Raw genomic sequence first — 17,143 nt, forward strand, 5'->3', positions numbered from 1 at the left:
AATGGGTTGTAATGAAAGGATCGGTCGTTTAATTGCTGAGTGCCTCCTGCAAAACAGACAGCGCCAACTCTTTCAGTTGTCCCGGCACATATATTTCGTGCAAGCCCGGCAGTGCAAGCATATACATGCTGTCTTGCTTATTGAGTATTTGTACCGGAATATTGTTGTCTTCCAGCTTGCCTTTTAATATGGCCGCTTCGGTATAAATGGCGGTTTTGTGCAGTAGTACCCAGTTCATATTTATGCTACGTTATTTCTTTCGTCAAAAGGGTTGAATCGGTCGTAAAATACTTCCCGTGGCACGATGCCTTCCTGTGTTTTTTTCATGGCGAAAAAAACAGCCACCACAATCACCAGCGAAATACCTCCCGCCCACAAAGGCAGGCTGCTTTCATTGGCCAGTGTTACTGGTTTTTGCTGTGCATGCAGGTAATACATGTACAGGGTTACCATAGCATTGTTTACAAAATGAACCAATATGGCGTACCAAATATTGCGGGTGTAATAAAAAATACCGCCGAGCAACATGCCCAGTACAATGCGGGGCAAAAAGCCATACCAGCTGCCATGTATGGCACTAAATACAATACTCGCCACCACAATGGCCACCCAAGGTTGTTTCCACCAGCGCAGCAGCAGGCTTTGCAAGCCACCCCGAAACAATACTTCTTCAAACACGGCAGGCAGCAGGGCCAGCATCAGCAGGCTCATGAGCAGCTGGCCGCCGTTGCGGATATCGGCAATAGCTTTCACCTGCTTTTCATAGTTCTGCTCCATGTTATCGAAATAGGTACGCATGGCTTTTGAAATAGGAATGGCTTTGTTGATGCTGGTAAGAGCATCAATCAGTGGGCCGCTGCACAATATGAGCAGCAGGCTCAGGCCCATCAGTTTCCAGTTCCAGTTGTTGGCAAAGCCCAATGCATCCCATCCATTGCGAAAGCAAATGAAAGCATAGCCAACAGCAGGTAAAAAGAAACCAAACAATGTGCCCATGAGTTGCACCACTTTGGCAGCGTTGGCAAAGCGGGGCTGCTGCATATCAGTGAGCATGGTGGCCATACCCTGGCCGGTCATGCCGGTCCACACGCCCATAGATACAAAACTGCCGGCCACCAGCCCGATACCAATAAGGCCGAGCAAAATGCCCAGCTGACCCAGATGGCTGTACCCCTTGTTGAGTATTGGATTATTCATACAGCTGCAAAGAAAAGCGTTTCAACCCGAAGGCACTAAGCGACACAAAAGTGTTTCAACGCGAAGACACGAAGCCGCTAAGATTATTTTACCGCAGAGAAACGGAGGTAACGGAGAAAACAAGGGACGCGGATTGGCAGGATGAAAAACGGATTTTCACGGATACTGTTCTCATTTCTCCGCCCCCTAACCGCTCCCACCTGCTGCGGCACAAGCTGTGCGAAAACATGGGACGCAGATAAAACTGATGCCAACAGATTTTCACGGATGCTATTTTCATTTCTCCGGGCCCTCCTAACCTCTGTGCGAAATAATCCTCATTTGCCGAAGGCAAATAACCCTCCGGGTGCTCTGTGCGAAATCATTGGCTCATTGGCTCTTCCCTTCCTTATATTTAGCTCTCTAAAATTTTCCGCTGTATGAAACGTCGTTCGTTTTTGCAACAAGGTGCCACCCTTGGCGCCGGCATGGCCCTGCTGGCAGGTATACCCATGGATTTGCTGGCTGCTTACCGCAAGCGGGTAAGTGCCAACGATACAATTGGCGTGGCCCTCATTGGTGCCAACGGCATGGGCTGGGCCAACCTTACCAGCATGCTCAAGCTGCCCGAAGTAACCTGCGTGGCTTTGTGCGATGTAGACGACGCCGTATTGCAGCGCCGCAAAAGCGAACTCGAAAAACTACAGCAGCAGCCTGCCTTGTACAAAGACTACCGGCAAATGCTGGCCAATAAAGACGTGGACATCGTCATCATTGCCACACCCGATCACTGGCACTGCCTCATGCTGGCCGATGCTTGTGCCGCCGGCAAAGATGTGTATGTAGAAAAACCTGCCAGCAACAGCATTGGCGAAGCCACCCTGATGGTAGCCGCGGCCAACCAACACCAGCGCATGGTGCAGGTAAACCAATGGCAACGCAGCCAGCAGCATTTTAAAGATGCCATAGCTTTTGTGCACAGTGGTAAGTTGGGCACCATTGCCCAAACCAAAGCCTGGATGTACAATGGCCACGGCATACTGCCGCCTGCCGCCGATGCGCCGGTGCCTGCGGGGGTAGATTACAATATGTGGCTGGGCCCCGCTCCCAACCGTACTTTCAACCCCAACCGCTTTCATTACAACTTTCGCTGGTACTGGGATTATGCCGGCGGCCTCATGACCGATTGGGGCGTGCACCTCATAGATATGGTGCTGCTGGGCATGAAAGCACAAATGCCCGAACGCATCAGCAGTTTTGGTGGCCACCTGGCTTACCCCACCGATGCACGGGAAACCCCCGATACACAAACGGCCTTGTATGAGTTTGCGCATTTCCAATTGACATGGGAGCACACCATGGGCCGGCAATACGGCTTGTATGGCCTCAATCACGGCATTGCCTTTACCGGCGACAAAGGCACCCTGCTGCTCAACCGCGATGGCTGGGAAGTACGCCCCGAAATGGACAAGAAGCAACCGAAAATGGAAGCCATTGCCTGGCAAAAAAGAGTAGACAACGGGCTGGACTTACACACGGCCAATTTTGTAGCGGCGGTGAAAAGCCGCGATGCCGCCAGCCTCAACTGCCCCATAGAAGCGGGTGCACTGGTAGCACAGGTGTGCCACATGGGCAATGCCGCCCTCCGCACCCACCAAAGCCTGCACTGGAACGCCACCCAACAACGCTTTGCCGAAAAAGCCGCGAACAAACTGCTGCTACCGAAGTATGCGAATGGGTGGAAGTTGGGGTGAGGGGTTTAGATTACAATACACAGAATAATTCAAACCGAGTTCTGTTTTAATAACACTTCAGAAATAAACATCCTCATGTCTAAAATTTCATCTTGTTGATCTTGAGTGTATGAAAGTTTCACTTCTTTAGGCACTACTAATTTTACTGAAGCATTCTTCATTTCGTTTGTTTGATCAATAGAAATTGAAGGCTCTAATGTTAGTAAGTTCTTTACTTTAATTCTATTTGCTTCAGGAAGTATTTGCCGCCATCTATCCTTTGCTGTAGTTTTTAAAGCAAGCATAGTTAATAAGCCATCTAAATAAGCTGGGTCTTTATAATGCTGAATACTTGGAAATATGTAGTCAGGTTTATTTTTCCCTTCTGTAGAGCTTTGTCGTGAAAACAACACCCCGTTTTGTCTTAATACTTCTGCAACATGATGATCAAAAGCCCAACCGGCTCTTGATTTTCTTCTCTGATGAATCGATAGTGAATAGTTAATAAAATCATCGACATCAACACCATCATTCCCAAAACCCTTTTTCAGTTTTTCTTCGACTAAATACTTTTCTAAAACCTTAAAAAGTTTTTCTTCCTGTTGCATCCAAAGTATTAATGCAAGATCTGGATCATCTATGGCTGACACTCCAGTTAGTGTACTCCTTGAGAAAGTAGAGAACACTTCGGTACTCGGAAATGTCCCTCCAAATTTTGCCAATATCAAATCTATAAAATTGCTTTCTTCTACTTGGACTTCGAATCCTATCGATTCCAATATATAATTTCGAGCAAATGAAATTTCGAGATTTTCTGTATCAAAGTTCTTAACTATAAACTTTCTATCTACCTCAAGTAAGCCAAACAGCCATAATACTTGTTTCTCAATAGTTGAATCCTTCGGTGCTAATATCACTAGTGCTTTACCTGATTCTAGTAAGCAAAATACTAAAAGGTCATCTTTGTTCACTTTTGATAAAACAGCGACATCCTTATAGTATAGTCGATATTCTATTCGTGTTGAGTGTTTCTCTCTAGCATCATACCAGGTTGTAGTACTATCTTCGCTAGCTTTTGAGTTTTCATCGTCACTAATAAAAAGAAATGTCGTTTCTAATACTCTACGCTCAGAACCTAATAGCTCCCTCATCATTGAAGTGCCGTTGAATTCATGTTGATTAGATCTACTTGGTCTTATTTCAACTTCACTTAGCCTTTTAGCTGCAATACCCTTAAAATACTTCCTTATTGACTGATTCATATGTGTACGTGTGAATGTTTGTTTTTATGCGATAAAGCTGATCAACAATGTTTTCGCCGATAGCTTCTATCAATGGAACTACAACAGAATTTCCAAATTGCTTATAGGCCTGATTCATCGAAACGGCTTCAACAATAAAATGATCAGGATATCCTTGCAGCCTCGCTGCTTCTCTTACAGACAGTCGCCGTGGATTTTTATCTTTTTGAGGAATCAAAATTTCAGAGCCGTCTTTATAATATCTGGCACTAATGGTTCTACTGATGCCATTGAGATCAACAAGACCAAATCCAAAACCATTCCCTTTCTCTTTATGCTTGATGGCGTAGTCTTGAAGATATTGCCACAGCTTATCGGTCAAAGTATACTTCTTATCTACTCTCTTTTCAAGTATATCTTTCACCTTCTTTGTCGGCTCTGGTAATTCAGGAAATCTAAAATCTTCGTTGCCGTTAAATCGTCTTTTATCAAATCCAACCATGAAGGTTCTCTCTCGGTGTTGAGGCACAAAATGCTTTCCATTCATCACCTTTGAATGAAATGAATAGTCCAGACTTTCAAGCGTTTCCTTTATCACTTTAAAAGTGTTGCCTTTATCATGAGAAACAAGATTCTTTACGTTCTCAAGAAAAAAAGCTTTCGGTCTGTGTTTCTCAATTATCTCCGCAATATGGAAGAATAAGTTTCCTTGCTTTTCATCGTCAAAACCATGTTTACGCCCAAGGCTGTTTTTCTTACTCACCCCAGCAATTGAAAATGGTTGACATGGAAATCCACCACAAATAATATCGAAGCTATCGGGAATGTATTCTTTCGTTTTATCCTTCGTGATATCTCCAAACGGTATCTCACCAAAGTTTGCGTAGTAGGTTCGTTGTGCCATTTTGTCCCACTCAGAAGAAAACACACACTCTCCTTGCAAGCGTTGCATAGCTATTCTGAATCCGCCGATGCCAGCAAACAAATCAATGAAAGTGAATTTTGGATTTGCTGGTTTTGGGAAAAGGACATCATCATCAAACTTGATTATTTGCTGTAATGCTTGTTCAGCCAGTTCATTAGAGATAGGGCCTTCAAAATATCCTTCCAGCAAATCAATAGCAAACTCTATTGCTTCCTTCTTTTGCTTTCTATTCTTAGTTCGTAAATAATGACTGATTAATGCCGTCTTGTAATTATCAGGCCCAAACACTGCAACTTTCCAAAGCCTTTCAGCTACTGCAATTATTTTACTCTCTTCTAAAATTGCACCATTACGTTTTTTCATGCTTTTGCCCTCCCTTTTTTTGAAAAAGCATCAGCGGAAAAAAAGTCCTTAAATGAACTATCCAGTCCATTCACTATAATCTTCTCTAAACTTTGAATTGAAACATTGCGACGCCCGTTTTCTACATGGTTCATGAATGTTCTGTCGAGTTCAGAACGCCATGCTACAGCCTCTTGCGTCAGATTTTTTTCTGTCCGCAACTCCTTAATCCGGGCTCCGATTTTTTCCTGAATTTCCATCCAGGCAAATTGGAATATGTGACTTAAAGTCCGTTGGCTTTTAAGTCACGTTGCAGAAATTGCTTTCCGACATCAGGAAAGCGTCCAAAGAAGTTTGGCGAATGTGTTGGTGAGATGCACCGGCTTGAGTTCACATTCCCACACAACGAGTACTTTCCAGCCCAGTGCTGATAAAGCGGCTTGCTTTTGGCTGTCGTTGGTTTGGTTGCGGCCTATTTTTTTCGCCCACCAATCGGTGCGGGTTTTCGGCAGGCTGTAATACTTACAAGGCTGATGCCTGTGCCAGAAACATCCTTGGATGAAAATGGCTGTTTTGTATTTAGGCAGCACTATATCCGGTTTCCCCGGCAGGTTGGTTACATGCAGGCGAAACCGATAGCCATGTGCATGCAAAAATTTGCGGACTAGTATTTCCGGCTTTGTGTTTTTGTTTTTGATTGCCCGCATGTTTTTACTGCGGGTAAGTGCATCATGCACATCTGCCATACCACCAAAGTTAACCACCACACCAACAAAAAACGGCCATTGCCTGCGCAACAGCCGTTGTAGAAAATACACACCTGCAATTAGGTTTACCGGGGCGGTTGCAATTCGTTGATGGCCCGCTGAGGTACCAATACTTTTTGGCATTGCTCTACCAGCAAGCTGGTGGGCAAGGTAAAACTTACCCGCTGGTGTATGCTGTTCACCGCATTGCCCGCATGCACAATGTACGTGCCTTGCTCGGCCACCCAGGCGGTTTGCTGCGTATCAAAACTAGCCAGGTCTTTGGGCTGCAGGGTAAACCGCAGCGTTTGCGTTTCGCCGGGTTGCAGCAGTTTGGTTTTGGCAAATGTTTTCAGCTCCATACCGGGCTTGTGCATGGCACGGGCCGGAGCACTCAGGTACAGCTGCACCACTTCTTTGCCCGATACTTTGCCCGTGTTGGTAACCGTTACAGTAGCGGTAATGCTGCCTTTAAATTGTGATTGGCTCAGCACCAGCTTGCTGATGTGAAACTGGCTGTACGACAGTCCAAAACCAAAGGGAAAAGCTACCGGCTTGCCAAAGGTTTGATAGTAGCGGTAGCCTACATAAATACCTTCTTCGTAGGTTACTTCCGAAGGCTTGCCCATGCTCATGCCAAAGGAACTTTTCACTTCTTCCTGACTCAGCTCTATGCCAGGAAAGTTCTTGGCCGAAGGCACATCGGCATATTGCAACGGAAACGAAGTGGTGAGCTTGCCCGATGGATTCACTTTGCCTTTGAGAATATCGGCTACGGCATTGCCGCCTTCTTGCCCGCCCTGCCAGGCCAGCAAAATGGCATCGGCATGTTGGCGCCAGCTGGCCGTTTCAATCACCCCACCAATGTTGAGTATCACAATCATTTTTTTACCCTTGGCATGAAAGGCTGTGGCTACCTGCTGCAGTAGGTTTTGCTCTGCAGTGGTGAGGTCAAAATCGTTGGGCTGCTGCCGGTCTTGAAACTCACCGGCATTGCGGCCGATGGTTACAAATGCTACATCGCAGCTGTTGGCTTTTGCTTCCAGCAGGGCATGGTCGATGGGCATTTCGGCAATGGGTGGCGGCAGTTCAAAAAAGAATTTCTTGGCGGGTTGTTTGGCTTTGGCATCGGCAATGTATTGTGTGTATTGCTGTTGCAGCGTGGCATCCAAAGTATAGCCTGCATTGCGCAATCCTTCGGCCAGGCTTACGGTGTAGGCTTCGTTTACATCGCCGCTACCGGTACCACCGGCTATAAAATCGTATGAGGTATTGCCAAAGGCTGCAATGCTTTTCACGCTTGCAGGCAGGGGCAAAGCTTGTGCTTTGTTTTGCAAGAGCACCATGCCTTCGGCAGCAGCCTGTCGGGCAATAGCTGCGTGGGTTGTTAAATCAGGCGCATTGTTGAAAGCAAAGCCTTGCTGCGATGGCGTCCGCAAAATATAATCGGTGATACGGCCGGCATTTTCATTGAGCACAGCCATAGAGAGTTTGCCGTTTTCAACAGCGGTTATTATGTCTTTTACCTGATTGGGTGTGCCGGGCATCAGCAGATCGTTACCTGCTTGCATTTGTGCTACCGCATCGTAGCCGCCAAACCAGTCGGTCATTACCATGCCTTTAAAGCCCCACTCTTTGCGCAAAATACTGGTGAGCAGTTCGTAGCTGTGCGACGCCGACACACCATTGATACGGTTGTAGCTGCTCATCACCGTCCAGGGTTGTGCTTGCTTCACGGCTATTTCAAAACCCCGCAGGTATATTTCCCGCAGGGCCCGTTCACTCACAATGGTATTTACCTGGTTGCGGTTGGTTTCCTGATTGTTGGCGGCATAATGTTTGATGCTGGTACCTACGCCATTGCTTTCAATACCATTCACCATTGCCGACGTCATAAATCCGCTGACGATAGGGTCTTCGCTGTAGTATTCAAAGTTGCGGCCACCGAGTGGGTTGCGGTGTATGTTGAGGGCTGGCGCCAGCAACACATCCATGCCATAGCTTTTGAGTTCATTGCCCATGGCCTTGCCAATATTGGCTGCCAGTGTGGTATCCCAACTGCTGGCAATCAGCGTAGCGATAGGAAAAGCCGTGCAGTAGTAGGTTTTGTTTTTATCACCCTCACGTATAGGGGCAATGCGTACACCGGCAGGTCCATCGGCTACCACGGTGGTGCGCAAACCGAGGCGGGGAATGGCAAAAGTAGTACCGGCAGCACCGGGCACTTTGTCCATGGTTTGGCCTACAGTAGGGCCGTTGCTCATGTTGGGTAAGCCGGGAATGTTCATGCCCATGCCTACTACCAGGCGGGCTTTTTCTTCGAGGCTCATTTGGGCTACCAGTGCAGCGGCTTTGGCCGAAACAGCGGGCTGTGCCTGTGCCACCAGTGCCGACAGCAGCAGGCAGCCGGCCATTGCAATCAATCGCATGTGTTGTGTTGTTTAGCTGCACAAATTAGCAGGCAAAGCCGGTGGGTTGGATTGATGTATGTCAATAAATGTCTTACAACGCAAAGTCGACAGGACACAGATTGAAAGGATGAAAACGGATTTTCACGGATGTATTTCTATCAACTACCAACCATCTACCACCAACCATTTTATGGGACGCGGATTTGCACAGATGAATAAAGGAGTTTCGCTGATGTATTAAAATATCACTTCTCTCGCAGGCCTCCCGGCCTGTGAGTACCCGTTACTTTATTGTATTTGATTACTCGCCGCATATACACAGATTCATGAGAAAAAACTGTCATTGTAATCTGTGCATTTGTGGCTTAAAAAATGTTGTCTATTGTACGCGGATTTGCACTGATAAATACACAGGGTTTTCGCTGATGTATTAAAATATCACTTCTCTCGCAGGCCTCCCGGCCTGTGAGTACCCGTTACTTTATTGTATTTGATTACTCGCCGCATATACACAGATTCATGAGAAAAAACTGTCATTGTAATCTGTGCATTTGTGGCTTAAAAAATGTTGTCTATTGTACGCGGATTTGCACAGATGAATACACAGGATTTTCGCTGATGTATTAATATATCTCCGAGAGTTCTGTGTCCTCTCCCGCCTGCTGCGGGACAAGTTGTGCGAAACTTATTACCTCATTTGCCAAAGGCAAATAACTCCCCTCTTCTGACATCCCCCCTTCATGAGCTCATTCTCAAATTTGTTCGGTACTTTTCCTCCGCACAAGCAACCCGTATGAAACAACTTTTTTTACTGCTGCTCAGCACCTCTTTTATGCTGAGTAGTTTGGCGCAGCAAGATGGCTGGACGCCCCTCTTCAATGGCAACAATTTACAAGGCTGGCAACAACTCAATGGCAAGGCAAAATACACGGTGCACAATGGAGTGATTGTGGGCGAAACCGTGTATGGCGAACCCAACTCTTTTTTAATCACCGGCAAAACCTATAGCGATTTTATCCTCGAATTCGAATTCAAACTCGACAGTCAAATGAACTCGGGGGTACAGTTTCGCAGCGAAAGCAAACCCGACTACATGAATGGAAGGGTGCATGGTTACCAGTTTGAAATTGATCCATCGCCACGGGCATGGACCGGCGGTATTTATGATGAAGCCCGCCGCGACTGGCTCTATCCACTCGACCTCAATCCTGCCGCCAAACCGCAGTACAAACATGGCAGCTGGAACAAGTGCCGCATCGAATGTATTGGTACCAACATCCGCACATTTGTGAACGGCAAAGAAGCGGCCAGCATTGTAGACGATGTAACGTTGCGGGGCTTTATTGCGCTTCAGGTGCACAGCATCAACAAGCCTGCCGATGCTGGTAAAAAAATCATGTGGCGCAACATTCGCATCCGCGAAAAAAACCTGCAACCTACCCCACTTGGAAATGTGTTTGTGGTAAACCTGCTGCCCAACCAATTGAGTGCAGCCGAAAAAAAGAATGGGGTTCGCCTGCTGTGGGATGGGCAAACCAACAATGGCTGGCGGGGCGCCTACAAAAATGCTTTTCCTGAAAAGGGCTGGCAAATAGCCAACGGCGAACTCACTGTGCTGCCCTCTGATGGTGGCGAAAGCACCAACGGTGGCGACATTGTCAGCATCGATACGTTCAAAGCATTCATTTTCCAGTTTGATTTTAAACTGAGTGAAGGTGCCAATAGTGGCGTAAAATATTTTGTGACCGAAAGAGAAAACAACAGTGGCTCGGCCATTGGTTTGGAGTATCAGATTTTGGATGATGACAAACATCCCGATGCCAAAATGGGCAGCATTGGCAACCGCACGTTGGCTTCTTTGTACGATCTGATTCCATCGTTGCGGGAGACCCGTGCCCGCCGCAACATTGGTGAGTGGAACCGCGGCATGATTGTGGTACACCCCGACAACCGCGTAGAACACTGGCTCAATGGCTGGAAGCTGCTGGAGTACCAACGAGGCACGCCTTACTACTACGCCTTGGTAGCCCGCAGCAAGTATGCCGCTTGGCCCCAGTTTGGCATGGCAGCCTATGGCCGCCTGCTGCTGCAAGACCACGGCAACAAAGTGAGTTACCGCAGTTTGAAAGTGCAGGAATTGCAATAACTGTCGCTGGCCTCCCGGCCAGTGACAACACGTTACTCAGCTTACTCATTCAACCCCTTTACAGTTATGCAACCGCATCAAAATATAGCTCTAGTAACAGGCCATCACAGGCACGGAGGCCTGCGATAGAACCAGAATTGCAATAACTGTCGCTGGCCTCCCGGCCAGTGACAACACGTTACTCAGCTTACTCATTCAACCCCTTCACAGTTATGCAACCGCAACAAAATATAGCTCTAGTAACAGGCTATCACAGGCCGGGAGGCCTGCGATAGAAACGTACCATTTTCACCCATAACACATAACACACCAACACATGAGTCAGCAATACAAATTCCGGAATGCAAATGCCATTTATTTCAGCACTAGTACTGTAGTTGGCTGGATAGATGTTTTTACCAGAGATATCTATAGAAACATACTGCTGGACAGCATTCGGTTCAGCCAGCAAAACAAAGGCATGCAAATTCATGGCTGGGTACTCATGACCAACCACCTGCATTTAATTTTTTCATGTACTGAGCCGCATAAGCCTGCTGCTGTGCTGAAAGAAATAAAAAGCTATACAGCCATGAAAATCATCGATGCAATTGTCAATCATCCGCAGGAAAGCCGAAAGCATTGGATGTTGAATGAGTTCGAGAAATATGGAGAGCAAAACAGGAGTACACATCGATTTCAGTTTTGGCAACATGAAAATCACCCCATTCAATTGGAGAATGCAGCCATGTATGTATCACGACTAAACTATGTACATTCAAATCCTGTGAAAGCAGGGTTTGTGGCGGAACCACAAGAGTGGCTGTATAGCAGTGCAGCCGATTATTGTCGGTCACGCCAACAAGGACCTTTATCCATTTCATTTTTGAATGAATAAAAACGATTAGTAACCAGCTTGTCACAGGCCGGGAGGCCTGCGACAGAAAAACCTCTACCACATGTCATCTCGTCGCCAATTTATCAAAGCTTCTTCTATGGCCAGTGCCTCGCTGATGCTGGGTGCCGCCGGTTTTAGTGCCCGCAGCTATCGCCGCATCATCGGTGCCAACGATCGGGTGCGGGTGGGCGTAGTGGGCTTTTCTGACCGATTCAAAGACACGCTGGGCCCCTGCTTTATGCAACACCAGCAGGCACAAAACTTTGAACTCGTAGCCGTCAGCGATTTGTGGAAGCTGCGCCGGGAGCAAGGCGTGGCCTGGCTGAAAGCCAACAACAACGACGCCACAATCCAAGCATTTGCCAACAACGAAGCCTTGTACAGCAGCAAGAGTGTGGATGCAGTGATTGTAAGCACCGCCGACTTTCAGCATGCCCTGCATGCCATAGAAGCCGTACAGGCCGGCTGCGATGCGTATGTAGAAAAACCATTTGCCGAAACCATGGCCGATAACCGGGCAGCACTCAAAGCCATTAAGGCCAGCCAGCAAATTGTACAGGTGGGTTCGCAGCGGCGCAGCGGGCCCAACTATCATGCGGCCAACCGGTTTATCCGCAGCGGCCAGTTTGGGCCCATTACCACGGTAGAGCTGGTGTGGAATGTAAACCAGCCCGGCCGCTGGCGCCGCCCATCGCTGGTAGCCCAATGCCAGGAAAGAGATACCGATTGGAAACGCTACCTCATGAATCGTCCTTTTGAAAAATGGGACCCCCGCAAGTACCTCGAGTACCGTTTGTTTTGGCCCTACTCATCGGGTATGCCCGGCCAGTGGATGTGCCACCAGATAGACACCGTGCATTGGTTTACTGATTTGCAACACCCAAGGAGTGTGGTGGCCAACGGCGGCATTTATGCCTGGAAAGATGGCCGCCAAAACTGGGATACCATGACGGCCGTTTTTGACTACGGTCCGGCGGATGACATGCGCAATGGTTTTCAGGTGGTGTTTACCAGCCGCATGCACAACAGTACAGGTGGCATGAGCGAAATTTATTACAGCAACGGTGGCGAACTCAACATGCTCACCAATAAAGTATCGCCGAAGGGTGGGTTGCAAAAAGCAGAAGCAGCGGCCATGGGTATGGCGCCCAACCTGCTGCCAGAAAGCGATTTGAATGCACAGGCTGCAGCCGTATCCGTAGCTACAGCAGCCAATATGGGTGCCGACCCGCTTACCAGCATGCACATGCTCAACTGGATGGAATGCGTTCGCAGCCGGCAGCAACCCAACGCCCCTGTAGAAGCAGGTTACTACCACTCCATTGCCAGCATCATGACCAATGCAGCGGTGCGTACCGGCCAAAAAGCCAGCTTCGACAGCCAGCGGCAGGAAGTGATGGTGGGTGGAAAAGTGTTTGAATTGTAACGTGCATTCAACTCTTTACCAATGAGGCAAGTGGTGATGTTGATGATGTGTTGTATTGGCTTTGCTTGTAAGTCAAAGCAGGCTTATGAGCAGGCCAAAATGACGATGGATCAGATTGTAGAAAAAGACATTTCTGATCCTTCCAATACATTATTGCCACAGGTTACAACTTTAGACTTGCGATACATAGCATGGGGTTGTGCATGTGCCCAATGGATTACAGCTGCAGACTATCGTAAATACGAGAACAGTGACTTGGCATCACATTGTATCTTTTTGGAGCCTGCTAATGATTCACTGTCGCGGTTATTGAATTTTTTTTGATGCTTCACGACATAAAGCCACGGTGGTAGGTCAGTTTTATGAAAAGCCGGATTACCCAAAAGGAACCATTCAAGGAGAAGAGAAACTTGACAGAGCAAAAGTGTTTCGTTTTACCAGTGTCCGAATTGCCGAAAAAGATGAAATTCCTTTTCTTCCAGCTGAAGATACCGTGATGACTTTTACTTTCAATGCCATTAGTTGCACCTGTGCACAATGGTCTGCGGTAAACGCTACAGGCATTAAGAAAGAAAAAGAATACTACTATTTGGAGCCGGCCAACAATCGCTTGACAGTTGCAGATGATTTGTTTGATGGAGTACATTTACCACTAACGATAAAAGTAAAAGGGCAAGTGGTTTCCAATGCAGGTTATCCAACAGGTTTTGCTCCAGCAAAAGGTAATCCCGAAGCGGCTACTGTTTTCAAATACAGAAGTATTGAAGTAGTAAAATAGTCTATGCTGCTACCTGCACTGCTGCACAAAGGCAGGGGGATAGAACGGGTAGCTGGCCTGAGGCACGAAGGCCACTACAAGTGATAGCCCCAACGGTAGCTCATTTATGTACCACTGCTGATTGCCCCCAATAATAAAGCCCGATAGTAATTGCTATCGGGCTTTGTATTGATGTAAAGCGGTTTGACTTAGTAGCGTTTTTTGGGTACGAATTTGCCGCGATTGCCGCCGCCGCCATTGTTGTTGCGGTTGCCGCCACCGCCACCATTGTTGCGGTTGTTGCCACCGCCACCGCCGCCACCGGGTCGGTTTTTCTTGTACTTGTTGTTGTTGCGTTTGATGGGGGCGTAAGAATCTTCGTCGCGGAAAGGGGCGGGACGGTGCCGTACAAATGGCGTATTGGTAAAAGTAAGTTCGCCTTTGGTAATGGCATCGAGCTCCTGGCGAATACCATCGTCGTGCACCAGCTCTTTGTGCCAGGTGCTGTAAGCCAGCTTCATGTAGTGAGCAATGGTATGGGCAAAGCCGCTCTTTTTTTCGGGGTCGGTTTCTACCATGGCCTTGTCAATAAGGCGTTCGAGGTTTTTGCCAAGGTGGTTGTATTTGAGCCGCGACTTGGGGTAAGGCAGCGGGTCGGGCTTGGCATGGTATTCTTCGGGGGTAGGCTTGCCGTAGGGGCTTTCCACATCCAGTTTAAAATCGCTGATCACAAACAGGTGATCCCACAGTTTGTGTTTGTAGTCTTCTACCTGTTTCATTTGTGGGTTTAGAAAACCCATGAGTTCTACGATGGCTTCGGCATTGCGTTGGCGTTGCTCTTTGTCTTCTACGGTAAGTACATACTCCACCATCTTTTTCACATGGCGACCATACTCCTTCATTTGCAGAGATCCTCTGCCGGTATTGTATTCCATACTAAGTATTGCTGTGTAATTGCTGAAGGCGCTAATGTGTGTGAGGGCAAGTGCCCGCTGGCCTGTCAGATGTAAAACGGCCCGTTATGTTTGCGGCCGTGGGTCAAAAATAGGGCATTTGAGCATGCAGTACTAAAAATGACTGCAAATGTGGCCCTTACCTTTGCTGCCCCATGCGCATCCTCATTCATACCGGAAGTATAGCACTACAACAGCAGCCCATGCTGGAGGCATTGCTGCTGCAACTCAGCACTCAGTTTGAGCAAACCACATGGTTGCTGGCAGGTACTACAGCCCTGCCACAGGCGCTGGCCGCTGAGGTACAATGGCTGCCGCTGAAGCAATCGAGGTTGCCGCTGTTGGGGGCGGTTCAATACAAACGCCAACTGCAGCACATCATTCAGCAACAGCAGGTAAACATCGTGTTGCAATGCGATGACTGGATACCCGGACTTAGCTGCCCGCAACTATGGTTACAGCCCGGTTATAGTGCTGTAAACGGCCTGCCTGCCAAATGGCCTACACCCTGCACTGTGGCGCTGAGTGCTGCGTTTCAGCTGGGCCAGCGGGTATTGCCTGCAGGGGTAAAAGCCCATTACATTGGGCTGGCAGCACACCCTGCGGCGCAGGCCCTGGCCTGGGCACAACGGGAGCAGTTGAAGCAAACAAATGCCGGCGGGCTGGAGTATTTTTTGAGCTATGGCAAAGCCTCGGGTGATGAACTGCTGGCCTTGCTGAAAGCGTATTCTCAATTTAGAAAACGCCAGCAAAGCAGCATGCCCCTGCTGATAGCACTGCCGGAAAATGCGCCGGCTGATTTTGCCGACAAACTATCTACCTACAAATACCGCAGCGATGTGCAGGTGCTGCCCCAATGTACCAGCCAACAACTGTGGAGCCTGAGTGCTGCTGCCTATGCGGTGCTCCTCAATCCGGCTGTGCCTGCCTGGTACATGCTGAGTGTACTGAAAACGGGCACTGCCCTGCTTACCCCCCGCAGCGCTGTGAGTGAAGCCGCCTGTGGCCCCGCTGCCTACCTGCTGCCCGGCTGGGAAGAGGCCCAACTGGCACAGGCACTGATGCTGCTATACAAAGACGAAACCTACCGCAACACCCTGCTGGCCAATGCGCAACACTGGCTGGCAAGGCACCCGCTGCCGCTGATGGCAGACAGGCTAATGCAAGCTTTCCAAACGACCTGCGAAAACTAGACAGCGTTTGCCGCTACCAACGGATATTTGCTGCCGCAAAAAATACCTGCAACATTTTAATCAACTACATACATGAAACAATCAACCATTACGATAGGCGTACAACTCGATGAGCAGAAAGTACCTGAAAATATTTTGTGGAACGCCACCGACAGCACCGCCACCGATAGCCAGCCGGCCAAAGCCATGATGGTGAGTTTTTGGGATGGCGCCGACAAAGCAGCCCTGCGCATAGACCTCTGGACCAAAGACATGATGGTAGATGAAATGGGCGATTTCTTTTACCAAAGCATGATGGGTATGGCCGATACCTTCGACCGTAGCACGGGCCAGCATGCACTGGCGCATGAAATGAAACACTTTGCACAAGACTTTTTCAAGAAGTTTCAGGAGAACCTGCGGCAGCAAGGATAAAGGCTACTCACCGTTTTTAGGCTGGTTCCCCTATTTTTGCCAGCCCAAATCCGGGCGTGGTGAAATTGGTAGACATATCAGACTTAGGATCTGACGCCGCGAGGCATGGGGGTTCGAGTCCCTCCGCCCGGACAAAAAAGCATCAACAGTAGTTGGTGCTTTTTTAATTTACGCATTGGCGTGGCCCTTACATTTAGGCGTTCAAATTTATTTGACATAAATACGATTGCATGCGCTGGTTTTGGAAATGGTATCTCTGGAGCGAAGGCTGGAAAGTGGAAGGCAACTTTCCGTATCACCTCAAAAAAATGGTGATTATTGTGGCACCGCATACACATTGGAAAGATTTTATTTTAGGTGTAGCTGTCCGCAGTGCTTATCGTTTTACATATGTAAAGTTTCTGGGGAAGCAAGAGTTATTTAAGCCCCCATTTGGTTTCATTTTCCGCTGGCTTGGCGGCACCCCGGTAGACCGTCGCAATAACAATAATCTGGTAGATGCCGTGGTGCAAAAGTTTAATGACAGTGAAAGTCTGGTGATTGCATTATCCCCCGAAGGCACCCGCAAAAAAGTAGAGAAACTGCGTACCGGTTTTTACCACATAGCCCGGCAGGCAGGCGTGCCTATTATGATAGTGGGTTTCGATTTCAAAAATCACAAAGTCATTTTTGATGAACCCTTTATGACCACCGAAAACGAAGCTGCTGACTTCGAAAGAATCACCAACTTCTACAGGCCCATTGAAGGCAAAATTCCGGAGCAGGGATTGATGCATTTTTAAACCTGCAGCAGTCTTACTCGT

At 48.0% G+C, this 17,143-nt stretch carries 16 protein-coding genes and 1 tRNA gene; 9 read left to right on the forward strand and 8 right to left on the reverse strand.

Features of this window, described 5'->3' with window-relative positions:
* Positions 1–28: 28 nt before the first annotated feature.
* Together V7Q13_RS08715 and V7Q13_RS08720 are read right to left on the reverse strand one after the other, a co-directional pair.
* Positions 29–238 carry a putative signal transducing protein gene (locus V7Q13_RS08715; protein WP_333800296.1) on the reverse strand — a complete coding sequence of 70 codons (210 nt, stop codon included), beginning with the start codon at positions 236–238 and terminating at the stop codon, positions 29–31.
* 2 nt (positions 239–240) lie between these two features.
* On the reverse strand, positions 241–1,197 hold the full coding sequence (locus V7Q13_RS08720) for a CPBP family intramembrane glutamic endopeptidase (RefSeq protein ID WP_333800297.1): 957 nt from the start codon (positions 1,195–1,197) through the stop codon (positions 241–243).
* A gap of 419 nt (positions 1,198–1,616) precedes the next feature.
* Here V7Q13_RS08720 and V7Q13_RS08725 point away from each other — a divergent pair, with 419 nt between their 5' ends.
* On the forward strand, positions 1,617–2,930 hold the full coding sequence (locus V7Q13_RS08725) for a Gfo/Idh/MocA family protein (RefSeq protein ID WP_333800298.1): 1,314 nt from the start codon (positions 1,617–1,619) through the stop codon (positions 2,928–2,930).
* 29 nt (positions 2,931–2,959) lie between these two features.
* On the opposite strand, the gene V7Q13_RS08730 is transcribed toward V7Q13_RS08725, so the two are convergent.
* The 5 genes from V7Q13_RS08730 to V7Q13_RS08750 form a co-directional block, all read right to left on the reverse strand.
* Positions 2,960–4,171 carry a type II restriction endonuclease gene (locus V7Q13_RS08730; RefSeq protein ID WP_333800299.1) on the reverse strand — a complete coding sequence of 404 codons (1,212 nt, stop codon included), beginning with the start codon at positions 4,169–4,171 and terminating at the stop codon, positions 2,960–2,962.
* Positions 4,143–5,438, reverse strand: coding sequence for a DNA (cytosine-5-)-methyltransferase (gene dcm, locus V7Q13_RS08735; protein WP_333800300.1), 1,296 nt, complete (start codon positions 5,436–5,438; stop codon positions 4,143–4,145). The genes V7Q13_RS08730 and dcm overlap by 29 nt, the downstream gene beginning before the upstream one ends.
* Entirely contained in the window at positions 5,435–5,677 is a 243-nt protein-coding gene (locus V7Q13_RS08740) for a helix-turn-helix domain-containing protein (RefSeq protein ID WP_333800301.1), read from the reverse strand. The genes dcm and V7Q13_RS08740 overlap by 4 nt, the downstream gene beginning before the upstream one ends.
* A gap of 72 nt (positions 5,678–5,749) precedes the next feature.
* On the reverse strand, positions 5,750–6,235 hold the full coding sequence (locus V7Q13_RS08745; protein ID WP_333800302.1) for a very short patch repair endonuclease: 486 nt from the start codon (positions 6,233–6,235) through the stop codon (positions 5,750–5,752).
* Between the two features lie 14 nt (positions 6,236–6,249).
* Entirely contained in the window at positions 6,250–8,592 is a 2,343-nt protein-coding gene (locus V7Q13_RS08750) for a glycoside hydrolase family 3 C-terminal domain-containing protein (protein WP_333800303.1), read from the reverse strand.
* Positions 8,593–9,367: 775 nt separating this feature from the next.
* On the opposite strand from V7Q13_RS08750, the gene V7Q13_RS08755 reads away from it, so the two are divergent.
* The 4 genes from V7Q13_RS08755 (at position 9,368) to V7Q13_RS08770 (ending at position 13,801) form a co-directional block, all read left to right on the forward strand.
* A complete protein-coding gene (locus V7Q13_RS08755; RefSeq protein WP_333800304.1) occupies positions 9,368–10,720 on the forward strand; it encodes a 3-keto-disaccharide hydrolase in 1,353 nt (450 codons plus the stop codon).
* A gap of 316 nt (positions 10,721–11,036) precedes the next feature.
* Positions 11,037–11,597, forward strand: a complete 561-nt coding sequence (locus V7Q13_RS08760) for an REP-associated tyrosine transposase (RefSeq protein ID WP_333800305.1) — start codon at positions 11,037–11,039, stop codon at positions 11,595–11,597.
* Between the two features lie 61 nt (positions 11,598–11,658).
* Positions 11,659–13,023: a Gfo/Idh/MocA family protein gene (locus V7Q13_RS08765; RefSeq protein ID WP_333800306.1), complete on the forward strand. Its 1,365-nt coding sequence runs from the start codon at positions 11,659–11,661 to the stop codon at positions 13,021–13,023.
* A gap of 424 nt (positions 13,024–13,447) precedes the next feature.
* Entirely contained in the window at positions 13,448–13,801 is a 354-nt protein-coding gene (locus tag V7Q13_RS08770) for a hypothetical protein (protein ID WP_333800307.1), read from the forward strand.
* A 188-nt stretch (positions 13,802–13,989) separates the two neighbouring features.
* Here V7Q13_RS08770 and V7Q13_RS08775 read toward each other — a convergent pair whose 3' ends face one another.
* Positions 13,990–14,715, reverse strand: coding sequence for a DUF4290 domain-containing protein (locus V7Q13_RS08775; RefSeq protein ID WP_333800308.1), 726 nt, complete (start codon positions 14,713–14,715; stop codon positions 13,990–13,992).
* Positions 14,716–14,888: 173 nt separating this feature from the next.
* Between V7Q13_RS08775 and V7Q13_RS08780 the strand changes: the two genes are divergently transcribed.
* From V7Q13_RS08780 to V7Q13_RS08795, 4 genes are all read left to right on the forward strand, one after another.
* On the forward strand, positions 14,889–15,926 hold the full coding sequence (locus V7Q13_RS08780) for a hypothetical protein (RefSeq protein WP_333800309.1): 1,038 nt from the start codon (positions 14,889–14,891) through the stop codon (positions 15,924–15,926).
* A 72-nt stretch (positions 15,927–15,998) separates the two neighbouring features.
* On the forward strand, positions 15,999–16,340 hold the full coding sequence (gldC, locus tag V7Q13_RS08785) for a gliding motility protein GldC (RefSeq protein WP_333800310.1): 342 nt from the start codon (positions 15,999–16,001) through the stop codon (positions 16,338–16,340).
* A gap of 50 nt (positions 16,341–16,390) precedes the next feature.
* Positions 16,391–16,472 (forward strand) — tRNA-Leu (locus V7Q13_RS08790).
* Between the two features lie 98 nt (positions 16,473–16,570).
* A complete protein-coding gene (locus V7Q13_RS08795) occupies positions 16,571–17,122 on the forward strand; it encodes a 1-acyl-sn-glycerol-3-phosphate acyltransferase (RefSeq protein ID WP_333800311.1) in 552 nt (183 codons plus the stop codon).
* The last annotated feature ends 21 nt before the right edge of the window (positions 17,123–17,143 follow it).

The sequence above is a fragment of the Phnomibacter sp. genome (assembly GCF_036803085.1).
Taxonomy (GTDB): Bacteria; Bacteroidota; Bacteroidia; order Chitinophagales; family Chitinophagaceae; genus Phnomibacter.